Annotated in this window: 19 protein-coding genes; 13 read left to right on the top strand and 6 right to left on the bottom strand. The window is 69.3% G+C overall.

Annotation, left to right across the window (positions count from 1 at the left end):
• Positions 1 to 29: 29 nt before the first annotated feature.
• The 3 genes from LVB77_RS04900 (at position 30) to LVB77_RS04890 (ending at position 4,402) form a co-directional block, all read left to right on the top strand.
• Entirely contained in the window at positions 30 to 659 is a 630-nt protein-coding gene (locus tag LVB77_RS04900) for a hypothetical protein (protein WP_232909089.1), read from the top strand.
• 15 nt (positions 660 to 674) lie between these two features.
• Positions 675 to 2,105: an XVIPCD domain-containing protein gene (locus LVB77_RS04895; RefSeq protein ID WP_232909088.1), complete on the top strand. Its 1,431-nt coding sequence runs from the start codon at positions 675 to 677 to the stop codon at positions 2,103 to 2,105.
• Positions 2,106 to 2,395: 290 nt separating this feature from the next.
• The gene (locus tag LVB77_RS04890; RefSeq protein ID WP_232909087.1) at positions 2,396 to 4,402 is read left to right on the top strand and encodes a multicopper oxidase domain-containing protein; all 2,007 of its coding nucleotides are present in this window, start codon (positions 2,396 to 2,398) and stop codon (positions 4,400 to 4,402) included.
• Positions 4,403 to 4,594: 192 nt separating this feature from the next.
• Here the strand turns inward: LVB77_RS04890 and LVB77_RS04885 are convergent, their stop codons facing one another.
• Positions 4,595 to 6,499 (bottom strand): alpha/beta hydrolase, encoded by a 1,905-nt coding sequence (locus tag LVB77_RS04885; RefSeq protein ID WP_232909086.1) that lies wholly within the window; start codon positions 6,497 to 6,499, stop codon positions 4,595 to 4,597.
• A 203-nt stretch (positions 6,500 to 6,702) separates the two neighbouring features.
• On the opposite strand from LVB77_RS04885, the gene LVB77_RS04880 reads away from it, so the two are divergent.
• Both LVB77_RS04880 and LVB77_RS04875 read left to right on the top strand, forming a co-directional pair.
• Positions 6,703 to 7,056: a hypothetical protein gene (locus LVB77_RS04880; RefSeq protein ID WP_232909085.1), complete on the top strand. Its 354-nt coding sequence runs from the start codon at positions 6,703 to 6,705 to the stop codon at positions 7,054 to 7,056.
• 66 nt (positions 7,057 to 7,122) lie between these two features.
• The gene (locus tag LVB77_RS04875) at positions 7,123 to 7,470 is read left to right on the top strand and encodes a hypothetical protein (protein WP_232909084.1); all 348 of its coding nucleotides are present in this window, start codon (positions 7,123 to 7,125) and stop codon (positions 7,468 to 7,470) included.
• 113 nt (positions 7,471 to 7,583) lie between these two features.
• Here the strand turns inward: LVB77_RS04875 and groL are convergent, their stop codons facing one another.
• Positions 7,584 to 9,224, bottom strand: a complete 1,641-nt coding sequence (gene groL / locus LVB77_RS04870; protein WP_232909083.1) for a chaperonin GroEL — start codon at positions 9,222 to 9,224, stop codon at positions 7,584 to 7,586.
• A 106-nt stretch (positions 9,225 to 9,330) separates the two neighbouring features.
• On the bottom strand, positions 9,331 to 9,618 hold the full coding sequence (locus LVB77_RS04865) for a co-chaperone GroES (RefSeq protein WP_232909082.1): 288 nt from the start codon (positions 9,616 to 9,618) through the stop codon (positions 9,331 to 9,333).
• Positions 9,619 to 10,531: 913 nt separating this feature from the next.
• Here LVB77_RS04865 and LVB77_RS04860 point away from each other — a divergent pair.
• The gene (locus tag LVB77_RS04860; protein WP_232909081.1) at positions 10,532 to 10,948 is read left to right on the top strand and encodes a helix-turn-helix domain-containing protein; all 417 of its coding nucleotides are present in this window, start codon (positions 10,532 to 10,534) and stop codon (positions 10,946 to 10,948) included.
• A gap of 64 nt (positions 10,949 to 11,012) precedes the next feature.
• Positions 11,013 to 12,797: an endonuclease gene (locus tag LVB77_RS04855; protein ID WP_232910155.1), complete on the top strand. Its 1,785-nt coding sequence runs from the start codon at positions 11,013 to 11,015 to the stop codon at positions 12,795 to 12,797.
• 181 nt (positions 12,798 to 12,978) lie between these two features.
• Here the strand turns inward: LVB77_RS04855 and LVB77_RS04850 are convergent, their stop codons facing one another.
• The 3 genes from LVB77_RS04850 to LVB77_RS04840 all read right to left on the bottom strand — a co-directional run bounded on the left by LVB77_RS04850 (position 12,979) and on the right by LVB77_RS04840 (position 17,411).
• A complete protein-coding gene (locus tag LVB77_RS04850; protein ID WP_232909080.1) occupies positions 12,979 to 15,072 on the bottom strand; it encodes a WG repeat-containing protein in 2,094 nt (697 codons plus the stop codon).
• Positions 15,072 to 16,241, bottom strand: a complete 1,170-nt coding sequence (locus LVB77_RS04845) for a hypothetical protein (protein ID WP_232909079.1) — start codon at positions 16,239 to 16,241, stop codon at positions 15,072 to 15,074. Before LVB77_RS04845 ends, LVB77_RS04850 begins: the two co-directional genes overlap by 1 nt.
• 159 nt (positions 16,242 to 16,400) lie before the next feature.
• Positions 16,401 to 17,411 (bottom strand): NAD(P)-dependent alcohol dehydrogenase, encoded by a 1,011-nt coding sequence (locus tag LVB77_RS04840; RefSeq protein ID WP_232909078.1) that lies wholly within the window; start codon positions 17,409 to 17,411, stop codon positions 16,401 to 16,403.
• 95 nt (positions 17,412 to 17,506) lie between these two features.
• Here LVB77_RS04840 and LVB77_RS04835 point away from each other — a divergent pair, with 95 nt between their 5' ends.
• The 6 genes from LVB77_RS04835 to accB all read left to right on the top strand — a co-directional run bounded on the left by LVB77_RS04835 (position 17,507) and on the right by accB (position 23,120).
• Complete coding sequence (locus LVB77_RS04835; protein WP_232909077.1) at positions 17,507 to 18,439, top strand: LysR family transcriptional regulator; 933 nt, start codon at positions 17,507 to 17,509, stop codon at positions 18,437 to 18,439.
• Positions 18,440 to 18,507: 68 nt separating this feature from the next.
• Positions 18,508 to 18,843 (top strand): divalent-cation tolerance protein CutA, encoded by a 336-nt coding sequence (gene cutA / locus LVB77_RS04830; RefSeq protein WP_232909076.1) that lies wholly within the window; start codon positions 18,508 to 18,510, stop codon positions 18,841 to 18,843.
• Positions 18,836 to 21,298, top strand: coding sequence for a protein-disulfide reductase DsbD (gene dsbD / locus LVB77_RS04825; RefSeq protein ID WP_232909075.1), 2,463 nt, complete (start codon positions 18,836 to 18,838; stop codon positions 21,296 to 21,298). The genes cutA and dsbD overlap by 8 nt, the downstream gene beginning before the upstream one ends.
• Positions 21,298 to 21,900 (top strand): TlpA disulfide reductase family protein, encoded by a 603-nt coding sequence (locus LVB77_RS04820; RefSeq protein ID WP_232909074.1) that lies wholly within the window; start codon positions 21,298 to 21,300, stop codon positions 21,898 to 21,900. Before dsbD ends, LVB77_RS04820 begins: the two co-directional genes overlap by 1 nt.
• Positions 21,901 to 22,154: 254 nt before the next feature.
• Entirely contained in the window at positions 22,155 to 22,601 is a 447-nt protein-coding gene (aroQ, locus tag LVB77_RS04815; protein ID WP_232909073.1) for a type II 3-dehydroquinate dehydratase, read from the top strand.
• Positions 22,602 to 22,643: 42 nt separating this feature from the next.
• On the top strand, positions 22,644 to 23,120 hold the full coding sequence (gene accB, locus LVB77_RS04810; RefSeq protein ID WP_232909072.1) for an acetyl-CoA carboxylase biotin carboxyl carrier protein: 477 nt from the start codon (positions 22,644 to 22,646) through the stop codon (positions 23,118 to 23,120).
• Positions 23,121 to 23,127 lie beyond the last annotated feature (7 nt).

The raw sequence follows: 23,127 nt of genomic DNA, 5'->3' as shown, positions 1-23,127 counted from the left end.
AAACCCCCAGCGTCCACGGAGGAGACGCCATGCCGCCGCCCCGCTCCACATCCCCCAACGCCCTTACCGCCTGGTGCGTGCTGCCGCTCAGCGGCCTCGCCCTGGCCGCCTGCGCGCACGTGTCGCCGGGCAAGAACGAACCGACATCCATCAAGGAGGAATCCATGACCACCGCCAACGCCACGCTGTCCGGCGACGAAGTCAGCCGGCGCGTGCTCAAGCTGATCGAAGGCCTCAAGTCCAGCGACCAGCTCACCCCCGAATACGTCGAGCAGCAGACCGGCCTGTCGATCCAACGCGCGGCCAGCCGCCCCGACGCCTTCGGCACCGGCGCGCAGCTCACCCCGGACTGGGCCTACAACCTGTACGTCAGCAAGACCCCGGGCGACGACAAGAACAAGCTGATCTTCGACTTCTCGCGCACCGGCGAAGGCCATGCGCCGATGACCGCCATCTGCGGCATGGACTACAAGCAGTACGCCGAGGCGCTCAAGGGCATGGGCTTCGAAGACAGCGTCAGCTACGGCGAGCACGGCCGCGTCGACCACTACCGGTTCCAGCGTCCGACGCTGTCGCTGGAGGTCTACATCGAAGGCGAATCCGACGAAACGCCGGAGAAGGTTCGCCACCACTGCGTGAAGATGATCACGGTCGAGTAAGGGAAGGATCCCGTCATGCCCATTAGCGCAGACCTGCAGAAACTCATCGACGATTTCGGCAAGAAGCCCGGCGTCAGCGCCGAAGCCGTCACCAACCTCACCGCCACGATCAACGGCTCGCCGGCCCTACTCGCGCAGCTCAACGACGTGGTCGACAAGGGCCACCTGAAGTCGTTCGCCGCGCTCACCGACCCGCATGCGGGCGGCGCCTACCGCAGCAGCGACCAGACCATGCTGCTGCCGATCAAGGGCCTGGAGAAGGCGCCCGGCGGCACCTACAACGCCGGCAACATGACCTTCGTGCTCGGCCACGAAGTGCAGCACGGCTATTTCCGCGGCGACCGCGCCACCGCCCTGTCGACCTTCGCCACCGAAGCCACGGCGATGGCCAAGAGCCCGGCGGCAGTGCACGACTACACGCCTATCGTCGGCAAGATGATCCAGACCAACCGCGACGACGAGGCCAAGGCCCACATCGCCGGCTGGAACGCCCTGGTCGGCGCCGCGCGCCAGGCCAAGCCCACGGCGACCATCGAGGACGTGTACCTGTCCTCGCCCGGCCGCGCCGGCGACTTCATGACCCGCAGCGGCACCGCGCCCAACTTCACCTACGCGATGAAGGCCGACCTGACCATCGGCGCCGACCTGTCGATGGCGCAGAGCGCCGACAACATCAAGGCGATGGGCAAGTACTACTTCGACATGCCCGGTTCGCAGGCGCGCCTGGGCCACAACGGCAACTCGGACTACGCCAACTACTACGGCGCCAGCTACGTCAGCTACATCAGCCAGCTCGAACACGCCCATGGCAAGACCGCCGACGGCAGCAAGCCGGCGGTGCATCTGAACATGACCCAGCTCAAGCTCAACGAAAGCCTGATGGAGCAGAACGGCGTCGATCTGGGCGCGAACTCGGCCGGCCGCCAGCCCTACGTCGACATCAGCACCAGCACGCCCAAGCCCGGCCACTTCGACCACACCAAGACCACGCACGCGCACGTCAACATCAACTCGCCGCTGGATGCGCTGCTGGACGATCAGCACTCGCACATCCGCGTCGATCCGCGCAGCGCCGAGCATGCCGACCACAAGCTGTTCTCCGGCATCCGCGAAAAGGTCGAGGGCGAATTCGCGCGCCACGGCCGCAGCGTGTCCGAGGGCGAGCTGGACCGCATCGCCGCCGGCATGACCGTGGAAGGCAAGCGCAACGGCATCACCAGCCCCGACCACGTCGCCTTGAGCGTGGACCCGGTGACCAAGGAAGTCGGCAAGACCGCGTTCCTGGTCCAGGGCGGGCTTAGCGATCCGGCCCATGTCCGGGTCGGCGTGCCCACCGACAAGGCGCCGTCGGCCGAAGAGTCGTTCCGCCAGCTCGACGCACTCAATCAGCAGGCCCCGGCGCAGCCGGCGCCGCTGCGGGAACAGCGCCAGGCGCAGTCGATGTAAGTCCGCGCGACCGTCCGTCGGTGCCACGGCATCGGCGGTCGGCGCGGCGGCGGCGCGACCAGCCGCACGCGTCCGCTTTCAAACCCGCCGCATGCCGCGCGCATGCGGCGTTCTGGCGCGCAAATGTGCGCTATTTCCGGCAATTCTCATTCAACGCCGCGACGCCGTCGGGGCGCACTCGCGCGTATCGGCAGGCCGGCGCCCCCGGCTGCCGGCCGCTGCGCGTCTTCACAGCCGGGCTATGCTCCTGCGGCACATCCAATCCACATCGACCGCAGGAGCTACGCCGCATGGAACGCACTCCCCTGGCCACACCGGGCCATCTCCGCGCGCCGATCGCGCGGCGCACCCTCCTCGCCGCCCTGTTGCTGGCGCTGGCACCACCGCTGGCCGCGCAGGACGCAGCCGACGAACGCGACCTCGACCAGCCCGTGCAGGCGCGCATGCTGCGCTCCGCCGACGCCGCCAAGCCGCTGCTGAGCCTGACCCCGGCCGGCGCGCGCCCGCTGGACACGCACGAGGCCACGCTCGACCTGCGCATCGCCTACACCCGCTCGCGGATCTGGAACCCGGAGAGCCAGCGCTACGACGAGGTCAACCTGCGCTCGTATCACAGCCCCGGCACCAATCCCGACGTGCCGTTCGTGGCGCCGACCATCGTTACCTCGCCCGGCGAAACCGTGCGCATCCGCCTGCACAACGACCTGCCTGAGCAGCCGGCCTGCACGCCCAAGAACATCAACATCCCGCACTGCTTCAACTCCACCAACCTGCATTCGCACGGCCTGTGGGTCAGCCCCACCGGCAACAGCGACAACGTGCTGCTGACCCTGCGCCCGGGGGTGAAGTTCGAGTACGAGTACAACCTGCCCGCCGACCACCCGGCCGGCACCTACTGGTACCACCCGCACCTGCACGGCTCGACCGCGCTGCAGGTGTCCAGCGGCATGGCCGGCGCGCTGCTGGTGCGCGGCAACCGCCTGCCCGCGGCCGGCCGCACCGGCGACCTCGACACCCTGCTGCGCGACCCCGACGGCAGCGCGATGCCCGAGCGCCTGCTGCTGTTCCAGCAGGTCGCCTACGCCTGCCGCGACAAAACCACCAACAAGATCAAGGTCAGCAAGAACGCCGCCGGTCAGACCGTGGCCTGGGTCTGCGACCCGGGCGACATCGGCGGCATCGAGGGCTACGACCAGTTCGGCTTCGAGCCCGGCGCGACCGTCGACACCTGGGTGCAGTCCGGTCGCCACACCAGCATCAACGGCGACGTGCTGCCGACCTTCACCGGCCTGGTCGCCGGCCGCATCGAGCGCTGGCGCCTGCTGCACGCGGGCGTGCGCGACACCATCAACCTGCAGCTGCGCGAACTGCGCGCCAACCACACCAGCATGGAAGGCCTGTCCGGCACCGCGCTGGACAACTGGGTGGCGCGCAACTGCACCGGCCCGGTGGTGCCGCAGTTCGAAGTCGCCGCCGACGGCCTCAGCCATGCGCGCGCGATCCAGAAGAACGAGAACGTGCTGCAGCCGGGCTACCGCAGCGACGCGCTGGTGGTGTTCCCCCAGGCCGGCCAGTACTGCGTGATCGACGCCGCCGCGCCGGCCAGCGCCAGCATCACCAACGCCGCCGAAGACCGTCAGCTGCTGGGCGTGGCCAACGTCGCCGCCGGCAGCGGCGGGCCGATCGCGCAGCTGCCGGCCTACGTGACCGACCGCCTGGTCGCGGCCGCCGAGACCCAGATGCCAGCCGACCTGCGCGCCGGCATCGTCGCCGCATTGCGCGACGGCCTGCGCCTGGATGCGTTCGTGCCGCACCCGGACATCGGCGACGGCGAACTCACCGGCCATCAGGAACTGGTGTTCGACATCGACGGCAGCCAGACGCCGAACGTGTACAAGATCGACGGCTTCCCCTACGACCCGACCAAGTCGCGCGACCTGGTGCTGGGCGACATCGAGGAATGGGAACTGCGCTCGGACCTGGGCGGCCATCCCTTCCACATCCACGTCAATCCGTTCCAGGTCTCACGCATCCTCGACCCGCAGGGCAACGACGTCAGCGTCACCGGCGAGAAGAACGATCCGCAGTACGCCAACACCAAGGGCGTGTGGAAGGACACCTTGTTCGTCAAGAAGGGTTACCGCGTGTACGTGCGCACGCGCTACCAGCGCTACATCGGCGAGTACGTCCTGCACTGCCACATCCTCGAACACGAGGACCAGGGCATGATGCAGAACGTGCGCGTGCTGGTGCCCGACGGCAAGGGCGGCGGGATCGACGGCAGCCGTCATCATTGAAGACGGGGCGTCGTAGGGCGCGGTGACCAGCGCATCGGCGCGGGAGCCGGGCGAGTCGCGACGATGCGGCTCGCCTTTGGCTCTGCGCATCCTACGGGACGCCGCTCTTCATGCGTCGCGAGCCTTAGGGTGCGGTGACAACCGCACCGGCGCGGGTATCGGCTTCGTGCGCCGCAGTAGCGCGCCGCAGCCTCAATGCTTCGCGTGCGCGCGTTCGTCCTCACGCAGGATCCGGCGCAGCTCGATGATCGCCTGCGGGGTCTCTTGCACGCTGTGGCCGGAAGCGATCGCCAACTCCGAGACCGCACCGTCCAGATGCGCGCTGGCGTACGGCACGTAGCCGTCGCTGGACTGCGCCAGCGGCACCGCCGGGTCCTTGTGGCCGACGATGGTGTGGAACGGCAGGCCCGGCTCCATCGTCACGCCCTCGGTGACGTGCATGAACCACGAAGTCGGGCTCAGATCGTCGGGCCCGGTCGGCGGCCGGCCCTTGCGGAAACCGATCTTCTGCAGCGCCTGATCGTCGACGTCGGCGCGTTGCGCCAGCTCGGCGGTCTCGCGCAGCACCTCGAACGGCAGCCCGATCAGTTTGCGCACCACCCGCAGGGCCCAGCCATCGGCCACGCCCGCGCCGCGGTGCGGCGCCGCCATGAACACCACGCGCCCGACCTGCGGCATCGGCGTGAACACGGTCAAACCGCGTACCAGCGGCTCCTGGCGCAGGCGCGCGATTTGCTCGGGCGAGAACGAGGCCAGGCTGGCATCGAGCACGCGCTCGCCGCTGTCGCTGACCAACAGGCGCGCGATCACACCGCCCATGCTGTGGCCGACCAGCACCGCCTCGTGGCTGGCGGCATCGTTGCCGTCCGGGTCGTAGTGGCGGAATGTGGACTGCAGCGCGGCGTCGATCGATTGCCGGCTCGCGAGCAGGCCCAGGTTGGTCGGATAAAACACCTGCCACACCTGGTAGTGATCGCGCAGCTCGTCGTCGCCCAGCAGTTCGTTGGCCAGATTGACCCAGGCCTCGGGACTGCTGGCCAGGCCATGCACCAGGATGATGACGCGCTTGTCCGGATCGTAAGGCTGGTTGAGATACACGCGCGGTTTGAACACCGTGCTCTGACGCGGCTTGAGCAGGCTGGCCAGGCTCAGCCGGGCCAAGTCCGAACGCGCCAGCCACACGCCGTAAGCGGCTGAGAAATTCGCCGCCAGCGGCACGGTGCGCCCGGCGATGGTTTCGCTGTCGATCCGATACGGGTTGTACGCGTCCACGCGCAGCTCACGGCTGGCCAACACCGCATCCAGGCTGTCGCCCGGGAAACGCATGGTCACGGTCACCGGCAAGTAGCGGGTGTCGCGGTAGGCGACCTGGGTCTGGTCGGGATCGCGCTGCGGGCGCGGATACACCGCGACCACGCTGGAACCGAAACCGTCGCGGCGATACACCGCGCGCAAGTTGTCGAAGCCCAGGGTGTCGGAGGCCAGCAGTTCGTCGGGCTGGCTGCTGAGCTGGCTGGCTTCGAAGCCGTGCAGGACCACCGTAGTCTCGAGCTCGCCCACCCGCACCGGCGAACTGCCGACGCCGCCCTGGGCCCGGCTGGCCTCGAAGGTGGCCTGGGCCAGCAGCTCGACCGCGCGGTTGTAGATCGCCAGCACACGCTGCTGGCGCGATTCGAACACGCGCTGCTCGGGCGTGCGCGGGGTCAGGAACAAATAGGCGTAAGACCAGCGCGCGGCATCGGCCGCGAGCTGGGTGCGCAGGGGCGCGTCGGCGGCCTGCGCCTGCTTGTCCGATTGCAGGCGCGCCAGGTGCAGTTCGGCGGCGGTGGCCAGCCAGGCCTCCACCGGCACCGCGTCGCGCAGTTGCTGCGCGCAGGGCGCCGGATCGCGGGTGCAGACATCGCTGTCCAGGCCGGCCGCGGCCAGGGTGGTGGCCGCGTCGGCGCTGAGCTTGCCGCTGCTGAGCACGTCGGCGCGACGCGCGATCGCGGCATCGCCGGCCTTGTGCTGTTTGACCGAGACCACCGCGCAGCCGCTGAGCAACAGCCAGGCCAGGGCGAGCACGATCGTCTGGGGGAACCGCCGGCTGGATCGCATCCCGCCTCCGTTGCTGGATCAGGCCGCCATTGTCCGCTCATGCGAGGGCGGCGGTAAACGCGCGTGCCGCCCATCGACGCGGACCGGCCAAGCAATCCGCCGAATCGCGCGGGGCCAACGCGGCCGGGAACCACCGCCGGGACCGCTGGTCTTCACGTAGACTCCGCAAACAGCTTGCTGCGCACACGGGAGGGGGGCCTGCCATGCACACGCCAGTAGCGTCCGGGGAATCGGAACCGCATTACCACTACATCGACTACACCCACATGGGCGCCTTCGTGGCGCGCTTCGTCGTGCAACGCCTGGTCGACGGCCGACTGATCAGCCAGACCCGCATCCTCGGCCGCATGCGGGCCCATCAGACCTACCGAATCGATCTGACCACGCTGCGTTTCCATGGCGAGGCCTTGCAGGTCGGCGATCACGTGCGCCTGCGCATCGGCGCGGTCGGCGGAGTGCGGCGCAACGGCCCCTTGGTGGCGTTCGCGCCCAGCGGCGAGGTCGCGCGCTTCGAGGTGCGCGGCACGACCTTGGCGTTTTCGGTCCGTCAACACTAGCTTGCCCACCTTCCTGCGCACGAGGTCTAAGCCATGCAACGCTTTGGACATCCCGATGATCGAGACGTGCCGAACCAGCATCTGGTCATCGTCAACAACGCCATTTTCGTCCTGCGCTTCGTCATCCAGCGTTTGGTCGACGATCGGCTGATCAGCCAGACCAACAGCCTGGGCCGCTTGTCGACGGGACGACACCGCCGCATCGACCTGACCACGCTGCGCTTCCATGGCGAGCGCCTGCAAGAAGGCGACAGCGTGCGCCTGCGCGTAGGCGCGATCGGCGGCGTGCGGCGCAACGGTCCCACCATGAGGTTCACGCCGTTCTTCGGCCAGGCGAGCTACTTCGAGGTCATCGGCATGACCACCCGGTTTACGATCGAGCACGCCAGCTCGACCCGACCCTCGTTCATGTGAGGATGCCCGCGCAGGGCGTATCGGCCGAACCGGCCTCGGTGCCTTGGTAACGCGCAAAAAAAACCCCGCCTCGCGGCGGGGTTTTTCGTTTCGCGCGAACGGCGAACGGTGGATCAGAAATCCATACCGCCCATGCCGCCCATGCCGCCGCCGCCCGGCATCGCCGGCTCGTCCTTCTTCGGCAGCTCGGCGACCATCGCCTCGGTCGTGATCATCAGACCGGCGATCGACGCCGCGTTCTGCAGCGCGGTGCGGGTGACCTTGGTCGGGTCCAGGATGCCGAACTCGAGCATGTCGCCGTACTCGCCGTTGGCGGCGTTGTAACCGAACGCGCCCGAACCTTCCTGCACCTTGTTGAGGATGACCGAGGGCTCTTCGCCGGCGTTGGTCACGATCTCGCGCAGCGGGGCTTCCATCGCGCGCAGGGCGATCTGGATGCCGTGGTTCTGGTCTTCGTTGGCGCCCTTCAGGCCGGTGATCGCGGCTTTGGCGCGCAGCAGCGCGACGCCGCCGCCCGGGACGATGCCTTCTTCCACGGCAGCGCGGGTGGCGTGCAGCGCGTCTTCGACGCGAGCCTTCTTTTCCTTCATCTCGATCTCGGTCGAAGCGCCGACCTTGATCACCGCCACGCCGCCGGCCAGCTTAGCCACGCGCTCCTGCAGCTTCTCGCGGTCGTAGTCCGAAGAGGTCTCTTCGATCTGGGCCTTGATCTGCTTGATGCGCGCTTCGATGCCCGCGGTGTCGCCGGCGCCGTCGATGATCGTGGTGTTTTCCTTGGAGACCTGCACCTTCTTGGCGCGGCCGAGATCCTTGATGGTGGCCTTCTCGAGCTGCAGGCCGACTTCCTCGGAGATCACGGTGCCGCCGGTCAGGGTGGCCATGTCTTCCAGCATCGCCTTGCGACGGTCGCCGAAGCCCGGCGCCTTGACGGCGCAGACCTTGACGATGCCGCGGATGGTGTTGACCACCAGGGTCGCCAGCGCCTCGCCTTCGACTTCCTCGGCGACGATCAGCAGCGGCTTACCGGCCTTGGCGACGCCTTCCAGCACCGGCAGCAGGTCGCGCACGTTGGAGATCTTCTTGTCGTGCAGCAGGATGAACGGATCGTCCAGCTCGGCCTGCATCGACTGCTGGTTGTTGATGAAGTACGGCGACAGGTAGCCGCGGTCGAACTGCATGCCCTCGACCACGTCCAGCTCGTTCTCCAGGCCCGAACCGTCTTCCACGGTGATCACGCCTTCCTTGCCGACCTTGTCCATCGCCTGGGCGATCAGGTCGCCGATGTCGGCGTCGGAGTTGGCCGAGATCGCGCCGACCTGGGCGATTTCCTTGCTGGTCGAGGACGGCTTGGAGATCTTCTTCAGCTCTTCGACGGCGCCGACCACGGCCTTGTCGATGCCGCGCTTGAGGTCCATCGGGTTCATGCCGGCGGCGACCGCCTTCATGCCCTCGCGGATCAGCGCCTGGGCCAGCACGGTCGCGGTGGTGGTGCCGTCGCCGGCGTTGTCGGAGGTCTTGGAAGCGACTTCCTTGACCATCTGCGCGCCCATGTTCTCGAACTTGTCGGCCAGTTCGATCTCCTTGGCGACGGACACGCCGTCCTTGGTGATCGTCGGCGCGCCGAAGCTCTTCTCGAGCACGACGTTACGGCCCTTCGGGCCGAGGGTGGCCTTCACGGCATTGGCGAGCACGTTGACGCCGCGCACCATCTTGGCGCGTGCGTCCTCACCGAAACGAATTTCTTTGGCAGCCATTTTGAAACTCCGAAATTAGGGATTGGGAATGAGGAAGAGCGGAGGGCGTACGGGGCGGAATCGCAGCGCAAGCGCTACTCGAATCGCGTGGGCCCCGTCGCGGCGCTTAGCCGACGATCGCGAAAACGTCGTCTTCCTTGAGGATCTTGTATTCGATGCCGTCCTGCTTGTAGGAGCTGCCCGAGTACTGGCCGTAGATGACCTTGTCGCCGACCTTGAGCTTCGGTGCGCGCAGGCTGCCGTTGTCCAGCGCCTTGCCTTCGCCGATGGCGACGACTTCGCCCTTGGTCGACTTTTCCTTGGCGGCGTCCGGGATGATGATGCCGCCGGCGGAAATTTCGTCGGCTTCGATCGGCTTGACCACGACGCGGTCATAGAGCGGCTTGAGATTCATGACGACCTCTGTAAGTGACTGAATGGGTGGAGAAAGAACGTGAATTTTAGCAGTCGCCCCAGCAGAGTGCCAATGCCGGGGACAAAAACGCCCGGCGGACCGGGATAGCCAGGAGATGGGGCGGGGACGGGGCTTTTCAAGCGCCCGGCGAGCGACGGCGCCAGCGCGGCCTGCGGAGCCGTCCGGGATTCGGGGCCGGGGCGCCTGACGGGGCGGCCGTCGAGCGCGCGCCCAAGGCGCGGGAGTCGGCGGGTCGTGCGGGATCCGGAGGCTGCGCCGCCGGTGCGGGTTGGCGGTCGCCGCGGCTCACGCCGCTCCTACAGGCAGCAGGCGGGGACGCGTCGCGATCGGCGTGTCGCGATGGCGTGTCGAACGGCGCGGCCGCTCACGCCTTTACGCCACGACGACGCGGCCGGCGCGACCCTGCGAACAAGCGCGAATCGCGGCGTCGGAAAGGCATGGGGAGAAACGCCGCGATCCGCGTTATGCGCGGCGACGAAAACCAGGTGCGTGCAGGTGCGCCGCGTTGCGGCGGCACTGCGTTCGGATCGCCCAAAAGAAAAGAGCGCGTCCCGTGGAACGCGCTCTTTGGTGCGGAGATGGCCGTCCTCAGCATGGCGCGATCCTGCGCCCCTTCCCCCGAACCGACCTCGTGTCGTTTGCCGACGTCCTTGTTGGCGTGAGTGGATGTTGTTCACTCCACGTCACATTTTCTAGGTCCCCGGTCGCGAAATTTGCCGACTCCTGGTGGCATCGCGAAAGGCTGAACGCCGTCGCCATTGACTTTGAACCCCCCTTCGGGCTCAACTTGCTACCGAAAGCACACAAGGTATTCTCACTATCGGTCGCCTAGTGACCGGTGGTAGCAAATGGCTATTTTGTAGGCAAAAACCCCTCAACAAGGAGCGTAAGGATGACGCCACAACAACGGATTCGGCTCGCGCGGCGCCATGCAGGCATGTCGCAAGCGGCCCTGGGCGCGGCGGTGGGCGTGCAGCGCAGCGCGGTCGGGCACTGGGAAAGCGCACAGGGCAAGTTCCCCAGCGTGGCCCATCTGCGCGAGGTCGCGCTGATCACGGGCGTGCAGTTCGAATGGCTGGCCACAGGGCGCGGCAAGATGAATTTGTCGGCGGACACCGAGATGGATTCGGTGGCCGCGGCCGAGGCCCTGCTGGTCGACGATCCCTTGGAACTGCGCTTGATCGTGGCCTTCCGCGACACCCCGACCAAGTCCAAGGCGCCGCTGGTGGAAATCGCCGAACAGCTGGCCGAGCTGCGCACCGGCCGCCCGCGCGCCACCCTCACCAAGGGCAGCCGCGTGGTGCTGTGAACGACCGCGCCTGCTGCGCTGCGGCAGGCGATGTCACAAAGGCCGACTAGACTCGCGCGACCACCTGGGGAAAGGGAGTCGCCCGATGTCGTTGTCATTACGTCGTTCCAGCATCGCCGTGCTATTGGCCGCCGCGCTGCCCACCGCCGCGCCGGCCGCCGTCTTCATCAACGAATTCCACTACGACGACGCCACCTCCAGCGGCGACGTCGGCGAGAAGATCGAGGTGGTCGCCACTGCCGGCGAAACCCTCAGCAACTACCGCATCTACCTGTACAACGGCGCCACGCCCTCGGCCGCCACCAGCTACGACAACGACCTGCTGCCGGCCGGCAGCGTGGTCGCCTGCGGCGGCAGCGTGCGCATCGCCGTGCTCAGCTATCCCACCAACGGCATCCAGAACGGCAGCAACGACGGCTTCGCCCTGGTCGACGGCAGCGGCAACGTGGTCCAGTTCCTGAGCTACGAAGGCGCGATCACCGCATCGGGCGGTCCGGCCTCGGGCATGACCAGCAGCAACCTGCCGGTGTCCGAGAGCGGCTCGACGGCGGCCGGCACCTCGCTGCGCCTGTCCGGCACCGGCAGCGCTTACGCCAACTTCGCCTGGCAGCCCTCGGCTACGCAGAGCTTCGGCGCCTGCAACGCCGGTCAGACCTTCTCCACGCCCAACCCGGCACCCACCGTCACCTCGACCACGCCGACCAGCGGCAGCAACAGCTTCCCCGCCGCCGGCGATCTGCAGGTGAGCTTCAGCGAAGCGGTGACCCTGGGCAGCGGCGCGCTCACGCTGAGCTGCGCAAGCTCGGGCACGGTCGCGCTGACCTACCCGTCCAGCGGCACCAGCTTCACCGCCTCCACCGGCACCGCCCTGGTCGCCGGCGAAAGCTGCACCTACACCGTGGTCGCCGCGCAGGTCACCGACAGCGGCGGCGCGCATCCGGCGGCGAACACCGTGGTGAACTTCAACGTCGCCAGCGGCGGCAGCGGCGGCGGCTACTACGCGCACGTCAACACCAGCAGCGCCAGCCAGCTGCGCTGCTCGCTGCACGAGACCATCAAGGGCCACACGGTCTATCCGTACAGCGGCGGCACCACCAACACCTGGACCATCCTGGAAATCGCCGACGAGGACCCGAACAATTCGGGCCGCATCCTCGATGCCTACCGCAACCGCAGCTACCTCAAGGTCACCGACCGCGCGGGCAGCGGCAGCGGCCTGAAGTACAACCGCGAACACACCTGGCCCAACTCGCTGGGCTTCGGCAGCGCCACCGGCAACCTCGGCCTGCCGCACGGCCCCTACACCGACACCCACATGCTGTACCTCACCGACGCCACCTGGAACGCCGACCGCGGCAACAAGCCGTACGCGGACTGCACCCTGGCCAGCGGCTGCGGCGAACGCGTCACCGAAGCCAACGCCGGCTACGGCGGCGGCAGCGGCGTGTACCCGGGCAATTCCAACTGGGTCAAGACGCCCGACGGCAACGCCGGTTCGTTCCAGGTCTGGAACCACATGAAGGGCAACATGGCGCGCGCGGTGATGTACATGGCGATCCGCTACGAAGGCGGCACCCACCCGGTGACCGGCCAGAGCGAACCGGACCTGGAGCTCACCGACAACCGCAGCCAGATCGTCATCACCTCGTCCTCGCCGGCCTACATGGGCCTGCTGAGCACGCTGCTGGCCTGGCACACGCAGGATCCGGTGGACGCCGCGGAACTGGAGCGCAACGAAGTGATCTTCAGCTTCCAGGGCAACCGCAACCCCTTCATCGATCACCCGGAATGGGCGAGCAACGCGTTGTTCACCTCGGCCAAGCCGCCGAGCTGCACGCTGATTCCGTAAGCGACGCTCCATCGCAGGACCACGAACGCCCGCACACGCGGGCGTTCGTTCGTTTGGGCCTGTTGCCATGCCTGGCACTCAGCCCAAGGCGCAGCGCAGTCCGTCCGCAGGAGCGCCGCAAGTCGCGACCGTGCCACCTCGGCTGCGACGCGGCCACGGCTTACGCCGCCCCACGTGTGGCTCAAGGCATCGCCGGATCCGCTGCCGGATCGATGCGCACCCAACGCGACGGCAATCCGCTCTTCGCGCAATTGCCGCAATTCCAGCTCTCGTCGGCGCCGGCGCGGAACTCCAGTTTCGGCGCGGCCGGATCTTCGCAGGCCTCTTCCACGCCCGCCGACAGCGGCAACAGCAGGTCGAAGCCCTGATCGCGCGCGCAGTAGTACTGCACGAAATCGAAGCTGGGCCGCTGTCTGCCCGCGATCATGTCCAGATCGACGATCGCCGCGTCCTCGTCCAGCAGCAGCATCGGCGCGACCGCGCGCGACAAACGGCCGGCCGCGACCGCTGCGCGCACCTGTTCGGCGCTGCGGTAGTCGGCCGGCACGTAGCGGCCGGCATAGGGCGTCCACGGGCTGGCGTAAGGCGCCGGCTCCGCGCGCAGCTGCCGCGACACGGCGTCGTGCAGGCGCGTGCTGCGTTGCGCATCCAGCCCGGACACCAGCGGCAGGTCGCGCTCGTTGAGCGTCGGCTGCAAGCGACCCCAGGCGTCCATACCCTGCAGGTTGTCGTACTTCAAGGGCACGACCACGCGCCCTTGCAGATCGAGCACGCCGTACTTGCCGTTGCGGCTGGCGACGACCACGGCGAACTCCTCCCAGGGCAGGCCCAGCTTTTCCCAGCGGAAGTCGTACTCGACGCCGAGGTAGTCGTAGTCGCTGGCGAACACCGGCTTGCCGGTGCGTGCGTCGACGATGGTGTCGCGTTCGCGCCGCGGGCCGTCGCCGTCGTCGTCGCGATCGCTCAACAACAAGTACGGCGGATGCAGGTCGGTGTTGGTCCCGGTCTCGCCGTAGGTCGGCTCCAGGCGCCAACGGCCCTGGCGATCGACCAGGCCGACCTTGCGGTTTTGTTGCACCACATACAGTCCGAGTTCGGGATAACGGTTGAACACCTGCTCGTAGCGCGGCGCCAGGATCTCGCTGCCGTCCGCGGCCAGCACGCCGTACAGCCGTTTGCCGTCCTCGCTATCGATGCCGACCACGTAGTCGTCGGCAACCGCCGCCCCCGCCTTCACGCCCGCGGCATCGCGGACCGTTTCGATGGAGTTGTAACGCGCCGGCACGCGCCATTGGCCGTCGCGATCGACCAGTCCCCAGATGCAGCCGCCCGTATCGTCCTTGGCGCGCGCGGCGCGGAACAAGCCGCCCACGCGATACAGGTAGTCGCAGTCGAAGGTCGCCAGCGTGCGGCCCTGCTCGTCGGCGATCACCTTGCGCGGCGTGATCCCCACGCCGATGGCGGCCGGCGCATCGCTCGCAGCGGCGTCTGCCGGTTCCAGCGCGTCGGTGATGACCCAGCGCGACATGTCGCGGTGGAAGGTCGCACCGGAGAAGCTGCGCCCGCCGAAGATCGGCCGGCCGGCGCTGTCGACGCCGCGGCAGACCGCGCCGGCCTGATCGCACACGTCGAAATAGCCCGTGGCCGCACCGGCGCTGTCGTTGAGGGACGACACCGTGGACGCACCCAGCGGCACCACATAGCGTCCCGCGCGATCGATCAGTCCCTGCTGCCCCGCATCGCCGACCAATACCGCGCCGGGCGCGTCGCTGATGCCGTCGAGGGTCGGCTTGACCACTACCCGGCCCCTGGCGTCGGCCAGGCCCCAGCGCCGCGCCTGTTCGAACGCGAACAACTGCGTGCCTGGCAGATAGCGGAACCCCTTGTAGACCGGCGCCATCAGTTCGCGGCCGCTGCCGTCGATCAGGCCGCCGTCGCCGCCCAGCACCGGATTGCCGCCGACGCCGACGATCAAGGCGTCCAGTGCCGGATCGACCGCCTCCAGGCTGTCGTAGGGGCCGCCGACGCGCGCACCGCGCGCGTCGTACAACCAGAACGCGTCATCGCGCTGGGCCAGGAACCCGCCGTTGGCCAACGCAGTGAGCAGGCCGGCCGGCACCAGCGCCACGCGGCCCTGCGCATCGCGCAGGCCGTCGCCGCGCCAGCGCGTCAGTTCGTTCTTGACGGTAAATATCTGCAGCGGCGCGTCCTGCGCCGAGGCGGCGAAGCTCGCCAACGACAAGGCAGCGGCCAACGCCAGGGAACCAACACGCATCAGGGAACTCCGATCGGGCAGGAGGGAACGAAGCCATCGCGATGCGCCAGCCAACGCGCGCGCGCCGCCAGCACCAAGGGCGCGCCGCTCGCGTTCGGCAGCGCGTCGGGATCGATCTCGAACACGGTCGCCGGCGTCTTGCCGCCGTTGCAGCGCGCGGCGGCGGCGGTGCACAGCATCGCCGCGGGACCGGGCAGCTGCGGCCCCAGCCAGGGCGTCCAGGCATCGCTCCACGCCGCCTGCTGCGTCAACTCGCTCAAGGTGTCGAACACCGGCGTGGAGCCGCGTTGCAGCAGCTGTTCGCTGGCGGGCAGGTAGTAGGACTTGGTCACCGGCACCATCAAGCCGCTGCGGCAGTCGACCTTGTAGTCGATGCGCAGGTCCGCGCTCTCGGGCACATTCGACGGACGGCGCTGGTCGTACGCCACCCGCTGCGAGGCCTCGACGATGCCGCCGCCGCGGTGGCGCAGGCCGGCCATGTCCCAGGCGCCGGTCTGGCTGCCGACCGTGGCCCAGCGCTCGCCCTTGAACGCGGCCGCCGGTTGGCCCGCGGTGGCCGGCGCCGGCAGCGAGTAGCGCGCCAGTCCTTCGTCGTACTGCGCGCGCAGGCGCGCGAACAGGCCGTCGCCGTCGGGCGGCGGCGCATCGCCGATCGCGCGGTAGTCGTAGTCGTAGCGGCCGTCCGCCTCGACGATCGCCGGCCGCGCGTCGTTGCCGACCGAGGGGGAGCGAGCGGCCGCGCAGGCCAGCCAGATCTCGCTGTTGCCGGGCCAGCGATGACCGCGCACGTCCTGCTGGGTCAGCGCGATCTGCTGCAATTGATCGTCGCGGCTGGTTTCACGGCGCGCGACCGGGCGGTCATCGCGATCGAGCAGGGACAACGCGGTGTCGACGTACAGACCGGTCTCGCAATCGATCAGACGTTCGAGGTATTCGTACCAACCGCGCTCGCTCTGTTCGGCGGTCCAGCCGGCGCTGGAGGTGCGCGGGTAGCGGCTGGCCGATTGCAGCAGGCCGTCCGGACGCTGCTTGAGCGCGGCCAGATGGATCGCGTGCGCCTGGCTGAGCTCGTTGCCCATGAAAGGCAACCACTCCTGACGCTCCGCCGCGGAGGCCGTGCCGGCGAGCAGGCACAGCGAAAACCACCATCGTCCCTGACGCAACGCCATGCAGAATCCTGAGCAATCATCCGAGCGCAAGCATAACGCGACGAGTCCGCCGTTCGCGTCGCTGCGGCGTTCTGCGGAAGCGACCCAGCGGCATCGCTGCCGACGTCGGCCGCTGCGTCGGCGCCCTTCCCCGCCGGCACCGGTGGACGCACCGCAGCCTCAATCGAACACGATCACCGGCTTGCCCAACGCGCGCTGGTGCGCGACCGAGGCGATCGCCGCGGGCGCATCGTCGAAGCCGTACACCTCGCCCACCACCGGCTCGATGCGGTGCCGCTCCACCTCGGCCAGGAACTGCGCGAAATCGCGCGCGCTGCCGACACTGACGCCGTGGATGTTGAGCTGTCGCGCCATGATCGGACCGATCAGATTGCCGGCGACCTCGAAGCCGCCAAGGAAACCGACGATGGCGATGTGCGCGTTGTCGGCCGCCGCCGCCAACAGTTCGACGAAGCCCGCGCCGCCGACCACGTCGACGATGCCGTCGACGCCGCGGCCGTCGCTGAGCTCGCGCACCGCCGCGCCCAGGTCCGGGCGCTGCCGGTAGTCGATCACGGCGCTCGCGCCTAGCGCGCGCAGGCGCTGCGCCTTGGCCGGATCGCCGCTGGTCGCGATCACCCGCAGGCCGCGCGCCACCGCCAATTGCAGCGCCATCAGCGACACGCTGCCGCTGCCCTGCACCAGCAGGCGCGCGCCGGGCGCCAGATCGAGCTTGCGCAGCGCGGCCCAGGCGGTCAGGCCCGACACCGGCAGGGTCGCGGCCTGGGCGGCGCTCAGGAACGCCGGTGCCGGCAGCACCGCCGTGGCCGGCAGCACGATCGAACGCGCCAGCCAGCCGTCACGCGGGCCGCCGAGCTTGCTGGCGTGGTTGTCCGAACGGAAGCCGCCATCCAGCCAGGCGGTGGTGTAGTGGCCGAGCACGCGCTCGCCCACGGCCAGGCCGCGCACGCCGGCGCCCAACGCCTCGATGCGGCCGACCCCGTCCGACAGCGGCACGAACGGGCGCGGCAGCTCAGGCTGATAGGCGCCGGTGGCCAGGGCGTAGTCGCGGAAGTTGATCGAGGCCGCCTCGGTGCGGATGCGCACCTCGCCGGCGCCGGGCGCAGGTTCGGGCAGGTCGACGCGGCGCAGGCTGTCCAGCGTGCGGCCTTGCAGGTGGTAGGCGTGCATGGTTCGGTCTCCGGATCGGGGAGACACAGGCTATTGTTGAATCGATAACCGATATAGGATCAGCCCATCAACTGATCATTGACGGAAAATCAATAATGTTGGGCGGCCTGTACGCCGAGCTCGAAGCCTTCGAGGCCATCCTGACCCAGGGCAGCTTCACCGCCGCCGCGCGCCAGCTGGGCGTGACCACCGGCGCGATCACGCGCCGCCTGCATGCGCTGGAAACCCGCCTCGGCGCCAAGCTGCTGAACCGCTCCACGCGCCGCCTCAGCCTCACCGAGTCGGGCCGCGACTACTACGCCCAGATCGCGCCGGCGCTAGCGCAGATCGCGTCGGCGGGCGAGCGCGTGCACGATCTGGCCGGCGAGCCGCGCGGCGAATTGCGCGTGTCGCTGCCGATGAATTTCGGCCGCCTGTACGTGATGCCGCGGCTGCCGGCGTTCCTGCAGCGCTGGCCCGCGATCGCCTTGGACGCGCAGTTCGACGACCGCTACGTCGACCTGATCGGCGAGGGCTACGACCTGGCGATCCGGATCGGCGCGCTCGACGATTCGCGCCTGGTCGCGCGCCGCCTGGCCGACACGCGCCGCATCCTGGTGGCCTCGCCCGACTACCTGCAGCGTCGCGGCGCGCCGCGCGCGCCGGCCGACTTGGTCGCCCACGACTGCCTGCATTACACCTTGTTCCGCGATGTCGCGACCTGGGAATTCCATCGCGGCCGCGAAACCCTGCGCGTGCCGGTGCGCGGCCGCCTGCGCTCGAACTACGGCGTGCCGCTGGTCGATGCGGCGGTGCACGGCGGCGGCATCCTGCAGACGGCGACCTTCGCCGTCGCGCAGGAGCTGGCCGACGGCCGCCTGTGCGAGGTGCTGCCGGACTGGAGCCTGATCCCGATCGGCATCTACGCCGTCTACCCGGGACGCGAGTACCGGCCACGCAAGGTCGAGGCCTTCATCGACTTTCTGGAGGAATCCATCGGCCGGCCCGCGCATTGGCAGGGCTTGCTGTCGGAACACGCCGGCGGCTGAGCGCGGAACAGTGCGTGGCCGGGTCCACGGTCGCCGCGCCCGGAGCCGGGCATTACACTGCGCCCCTCATGCCCACACCCTCGCCCGTCCGCCTGGTCTTCAGCAGTTGCCCGGATGCCGCCAGCGCCGACGCGATCGCGCAGGCCCTGGTGGGCGAGCGCCTGGCCGCCTGCGTGAGCCGCCTGCCCGGCCTGCGCTCGACCTACCGCTGGCAGGGCGCCGTGGAAAGCGCGGACGAGGTGCAATTGCTGATCAAGACCAGCGCCGACCGCCTCGACGCCCTGATCGATCGGCTGCGGGCGCTGCATCCCTATGAACTGCCGGAGGCTGTCGCGGTCGAAGCCTGCGGCGGCCTGCCCCAGTACCTGCACTGGGTGGCCGAACAGACCCGTGACGATGACTGAACCCCAAGCTTTCCTGCGGCGCGCGCGTGCCGTGTACGCCGCCGCCATGCTCGCCTTCGGCCTGTCGCTGGCCGGACCCGCGCTGGCGATCGACGAATCCGACCTGCTGCCGGTGGACCAGGCCTTCGTGCTCAGCGCCGACGCGCCGGCCGCCGACCGCATCGTGCTGCGCTGGAAGATCGCCGACGGCTACTACCTGTATAAGCACCGCATCTCGGTCAAGGCCGACCCGGCGTTCGCCGCGCAGGCGCTGCAGCTGCCCAAGGGCGACAAGCACAAGGACGAGTTCTTCGGCGAGGTCGAAACCTACCGCGACACGTTGAGCGCGACCCTGCCCGGCCGCGCCGGCGCCACGCGCGTGGAACTGCAGATCAAGTACCAGGGCTGCGCCGACGCCGGCATCTGCTATCCGCCGCAGACGCGCAAGCTCAGCGTGAACCTGCCCGCGGCCGGCGCGTCCACCGCTGCGAATGCCGCCGGCAGCGACGAACCGCTGGTCGCGTTCGGCAACGCCGGCGCGCGCGGCGCACCGCCGCTGGGCGGCGGCCTGCTCGGCGGCGCGCCCACCGCCGCGGCCGGCGCCGACGCATTGCCGCTACCGCCGGAGCAGGCCTTCGGTTTCGAGGCCATCGCCGGCGACGGCAACACCCTGCTGCTGCGCTTCACGCCGGCGCGCGGGTATTACCTGTATCGCGACAAGACCTCGCTCAAGCTCGACGCGGCCGCGACCCGCGCCGGCATCGCGCTGGGCGCGCCGCAATGGCCGCGCGGCACCGCGCATCGCGACGAACACTTCGGCCAGGTCACGGTGTTCTTCGACCAGATCGACGTGCCGCTGCCGCTGCGGCGCACGCGCGAGGATGCGGCCAAGTTCGTGCTGACCGCGAACTTCATGGGCTGCCAGACCGACGGCATCTGCTATCCGCCGATGACGCGCAAGATCGCGATCGACCTGCCGCGCGGCACGCTCACGCCGGTCGAACCGGCCGCGGCAACGACGGCCGCTACGGCCGATGCGACCGCCGATGCGGACGCCGCCGCCAAGCTCGACGCTTCGACCCCGGCGGCACCGGCGACGGCCGCCGACGCCACGGCCGCCGGTGTCGCCGCGGGTTCGGCAACGTCCACCACCGGCACCGCTAGCGCCGCCGGCAACGCGCCCGAACAAGCCGAAGACAGCCTGCTCGCCGCCGCCCTGTCCGGCCCCAACCGCTGGCTGGCGCTGCTGGGCTTCCTCGGCCTGGGTCTGGCGCTGTCGTTCACGCCCTGCGTGCTGCCGATGATCCCGATCCTGTCGGGCCTGATCGCCGGCCACGGCCCGGGCATCGGCGTGCGGCGCGCGTTCTTGCTGTCGCTGGTGTACGTGCTGGCCAACGCGGTGGTGTTCACCATCGCCGGCGTGATCGCGGCCAGCCTGGGCGCGAACCTGCAGATTCTGTTCCAGACGCCGTGGGTGATCGCCGCCTTCGCGCTGTTGTTCGTGCTGCTGTCGCTGTCCAGCTTCGGCCTGTACGAACTGCAGATGCCGTCGGCGCTGCGCAACCGCCTGGGCACGCTCAGCGACCGCCAGCGCGGCGGCTCCTGGGCCGGCGTGGCGGCGATGGGCGCGCTGTCGTCGCTGATCGTCGGCCCCTGCGTGGCGCCGCCGCTGGCCGCGGCGGTGCTGTACATCGGCCAGACCGGCGACCCCTGGTTCGGCGGCGCGGCGTTGTTCCTGCTGGCGCTGGGCATGGGCGTGCCGCTGCTCGCGTTCGGCGTGGCCGCCGGCAAGGGCCTGCCGACCAGCGGGCCGTGGATGGTCGGCGTGCAACGCGCGTTCGGTTTCGTGTTCCTGGGCCTGGCGGTGTGGATGCTGTCGCGGATCCTGCCGGGTCCGGCGACGCTGGCGCTGTGGGGCGCGTTGCTGCTGGCCGCGGCCGCGGCCATCGGCTTGATCGCCAGCCGTCCCGGCCGTGGCGGCTTGCGCACCCTGGGCTGGACCGCGGCGCTGGCGCTGGGCTTGACCGGCGCGGCGCAGCTGATCGGCGCCTTGGCCGGCAGCGACGACCCGCTGCGGCCGCTGGCCGGCCTGCGCGGCGGCGCGGTCGAGCACCGCGAGCTGCCGTTCCGCACCATCAAATCGGTCGCCGATCTCGATCGCGAAATCGCCGCCGCGCAAGCCGCCGGCCAGCCGCTGATGCTGGACTTCTATGCCGACTGGTGCGTGTCGTGCAAGGAAATGGAGAAGTACACCTTCACCGAACCGACGGTGCACGAGGCGCTGTCCGGTTTCGTGCTGCTCAAGGCCGACGTGACCGCCAACGACGAGCTCGACGCGGCGCTGATGAAGCACCTGGGCATCCACGGCCCGCCGGCCACCCTCTACTACCGCAACGGCGCGGAACGCCGCGAGCTGCGCCTGTTCGGCTACGAGGAAGCGCCGAAGTTCGTCGAACGCGTGCGGCGCGCGCGCTGATGGGCTCGACTGCGAAAGTGCTGCTGGTGGCCGGCATCGCCGGCGTGCTCGGCGCTGGCCTCGGGATCTGGCTCAACGGCCCCGGTCCGCTGCTGCGCACCGAAGCCGGCCAGCGCGTGCTGCAGGACGCGATCGCCGCGACCGCGCCCGCGCCGCCGCCGGGCCTGGTGGTCGCCTCCCGCGGCGCGCCGGTGCCGGTGATCGAGCTGCCGGCGCTGGACGGCAAGCCGCTGCGCCTGCCCTCGGCCTATCCGGGCCGGCCGGTGCTGATCAACCTGTGGGCCAGCTGGTGCGGGCCCTGCATCAAGGAAATGCCGGAGCTGGACCGCTACGCCGCCAGCCAAGGCGCGACCGGCACGCAAGTGGTCGGGATCGCGCTGGACGACGCCGATGCGGTGCAGGCCTTCCTGCAGCGCGTGCCGGTGCGCTACCCGATCCTGCTGGAACGCCCCGGCCCGCGCGATGCCGGCGTGCAGCTGGGCAACCCCAAGGGCGTGCTGCCCTACACCGCCCTGGTCTCGGCGCAGGGCCGGCTGCTGAAGCAGAAGATCGGCCCGTTCGAGCCCGGCGAACTCGAGGAATGGGTGCGTTCGGCGCACTGAGCCGGCCACCCTGGGCCGCCCCTCCGTGGTACATCTGGATGCACGCAGGCGCACCGCGAGCGTGAACGCCCCGCCTGCCCGCGCCATCGTCGGCGATCGCGCCGACAACGTGCCCCGGAGGCCGCAAAATTTAGAGCCGCCACTCAAACAACCGCTTAAATCGTAACAACTTCGCCGATTTAGCGGCGAACGTCTGGACATGACACCGGCCTTCACGCACACTGCCGCCCTTTGAAGGCCTCCGTCCGGTCCCGATGGCGAAGCTCCTGGTCCTGCACGGCCCCAACCTCAACCTGCTCGGCACGCGCGAGCCGGAGGTCTACGGCCGCACCACGCTGGCGCAGATCGACGCCGACCTGCGCGCCCGCGCCCAGGCCGACGGCCACGACTGCGAGAGCCTGCAGTCCAACGCCGAGCACGTCCTGGTCGACCGCGTGCAGGCCGCGCGCGAGGACGGCACCGCCCTGATCCTGATCAACCCGGCCGCGTTCACCCACACCAGCGTGGCCCTGCGCGACGCACTGGCGGCGGTCGCGATCCCTTTCATCGAGATCCACCTGTCCAACCCGCACACCCGCGAAGACTTCCGCCGCACCAGCTATTTCAGCGACCTGGCGCTGGGCGTGATCTGCGGGTTCGGCGCCGACAGCTACCGCTACGCGCTGGACGCCGCGCTGCGGCGGCTCGCACCCCAATCCTGAAACCATCGCCCCGCCGTCCGGGGCACTACCTGAGGCCCGTCCATGGACCTGCGCAAAATCAAGAAACTCATCGACCTGCTCGAGGAATCCAACCTCGCCGAGATCGAGATCAAGGAGGGCGAGGAATCGGTGCGCCTGGCGCGCACGCCCAAGGGCGGCTACGCCGTGGCGGCGCCGATGATGCAGGCCGCGCCGGTGGCCGAGCGCCCCGCGCAGGCCATGCCGATGCACTCGCCCACCGAGGCCGCCACCGGCGGCAGCGCCAAGCCCAGCGACCTGCCCGACGGCCACGTCGTGCGCGCGCCGATGGTCGGCACCTTCTACGCCTCGCCCTCGCCCGACAAGCCGGCCTTCGTCAGCGTCGGCCAGGCGGTCAAGGCCGGCGAGACCCTGGGCATCATCGAAGCGATGAAGATGTTCAACCCGATCGAAGCCGACGTGTCCGGCACCGTGCTCAAGGTGATGGCCGAGAGCGGCCAGCCGATCGAGTTCGACCAGCCCTTGTTCGTGATCGGCTGAGGCGACC

This window comes from Lysobacter sp. 5GHs7-4 (assembly GCF_021284765.1).
Lineage (GTDB): Bacteria > Pseudomonadota > Gammaproteobacteria > Xanthomonadales > Xanthomonadaceae > Lysobacter.
Note: the sequence above shows the minus strand (reverse complement) of the source record. Positions and strands in the feature narration are given on the sequence as shown.

What these genes read in the sequence shown, in the direction of transcription:
- LVB77_RS04880 (WP_232909085.1), top strand. Translation starts at nt 6,703, where the DNA reads ATGCACACGCCAGTAGCGTCCGGGGAATCGGAACCGCATTACCACTAC.
- LVB77_RS04890 (WP_232909087.1), top strand. Translation starts at nt 2,396, where the DNA reads ATGGAACGCACTCCCCTGGCCACACCGGGCCATCTCCGCGCGCCGATC.
- LVB77_RS04820 (WP_232909074.1), top strand. Translation starts at nt 21,298, where the DNA reads ATGGGCTCGACTGCGAAAGTGCTGCTGGTGGCCGGCATCGCCGGCGTG.
- LVB77_RS04850 (WP_232909080.1), bottom strand. Translation starts at nt 15,072, where the DNA reads ATGCGTGTTGGTTCCCTGGCGTTGGCCGCTGCCTTGTCGTTGGCGAGC.
- groL (WP_232909083.1), bottom strand. Translation starts at nt 9,224, where the DNA reads ATGGCTGCCAAAGAAATTCGTTTCGGTGAGGACGCACGCGCCAAGATG.
- LVB77_RS04895 (WP_232909088.1), top strand. Translation starts at nt 675, where the DNA reads ATGCCCATTAGCGCAGACCTGCAGAAACTCATCGACGATTTCGGCAAG.
- LVB77_RS04885 (WP_232909086.1), bottom strand. Translation starts at nt 6,499, where the DNA reads ATGCGATCCAGCCGGCGGTTCCCCCAGACGATCGTGCTCGCCCTGGCC.
- LVB77_RS04840 (WP_232909078.1), bottom strand. Translation starts at nt 17,411, where the DNA reads ATGCACGCCTACCACCTGCAAGGCCGCACGCTGGACAGCCTGCGCCGC.
- LVB77_RS04845 (WP_232909079.1), bottom strand. Translation starts at nt 16,241, where the DNA reads ATGGCGTTGCGTCAGGGACGATGGTGGTTTTCGCTGTGCCTGCTCGCC.
- accB (WP_232909072.1), top strand. Translation starts at nt 22,644, where the DNA reads ATGGACCTGCGCAAAATCAAGAAACTCATCGACCTGCTCGAGGAATCC.
- aroQ (WP_232909073.1), top strand. Translation starts at nt 22,155, where the DNA reads ATGGCGAAGCTCCTGGTCCTGCACGGCCCCAACCTCAACCTGCTCGGC.
- LVB77_RS04900 (WP_232909089.1), top strand. Translation starts at nt 30, where the DNA reads ATGCCGCCGCCCCGCTCCACATCCCCCAACGCCCTTACCGCCTGGTGC.
- LVB77_RS04860 (WP_232909081.1), top strand. Translation starts at nt 10,532, where the DNA reads ATGACGCCACAACAACGGATTCGGCTCGCGCGGCGCCATGCAGGCATG.
- LVB77_RS04865 (WP_232909082.1), bottom strand. Translation starts at nt 9,618, where the DNA reads ATGAATCTCAAGCCGCTCTATGACCGCGTCGTGGTCAAGCCGATCGAA.
- cutA (WP_232909076.1), top strand. Translation starts at nt 18,508, where the DNA reads ATGCCCACACCCTCGCCCGTCCGCCTGGTCTTCAGCAGTTGCCCGGAT.
- dsbD (WP_232909075.1), top strand. Translation starts at nt 18,836, where the DNA reads ATGACTGAACCCCAAGCTTTCCTGCGGCGCGCGCGTGCCGTGTACGCC.
- LVB77_RS04835 (WP_232909077.1), top strand. Translation starts at nt 17,507, where the DNA reads ATGTTGGGCGGCCTGTACGCCGAGCTCGAAGCCTTCGAGGCCATCCTG.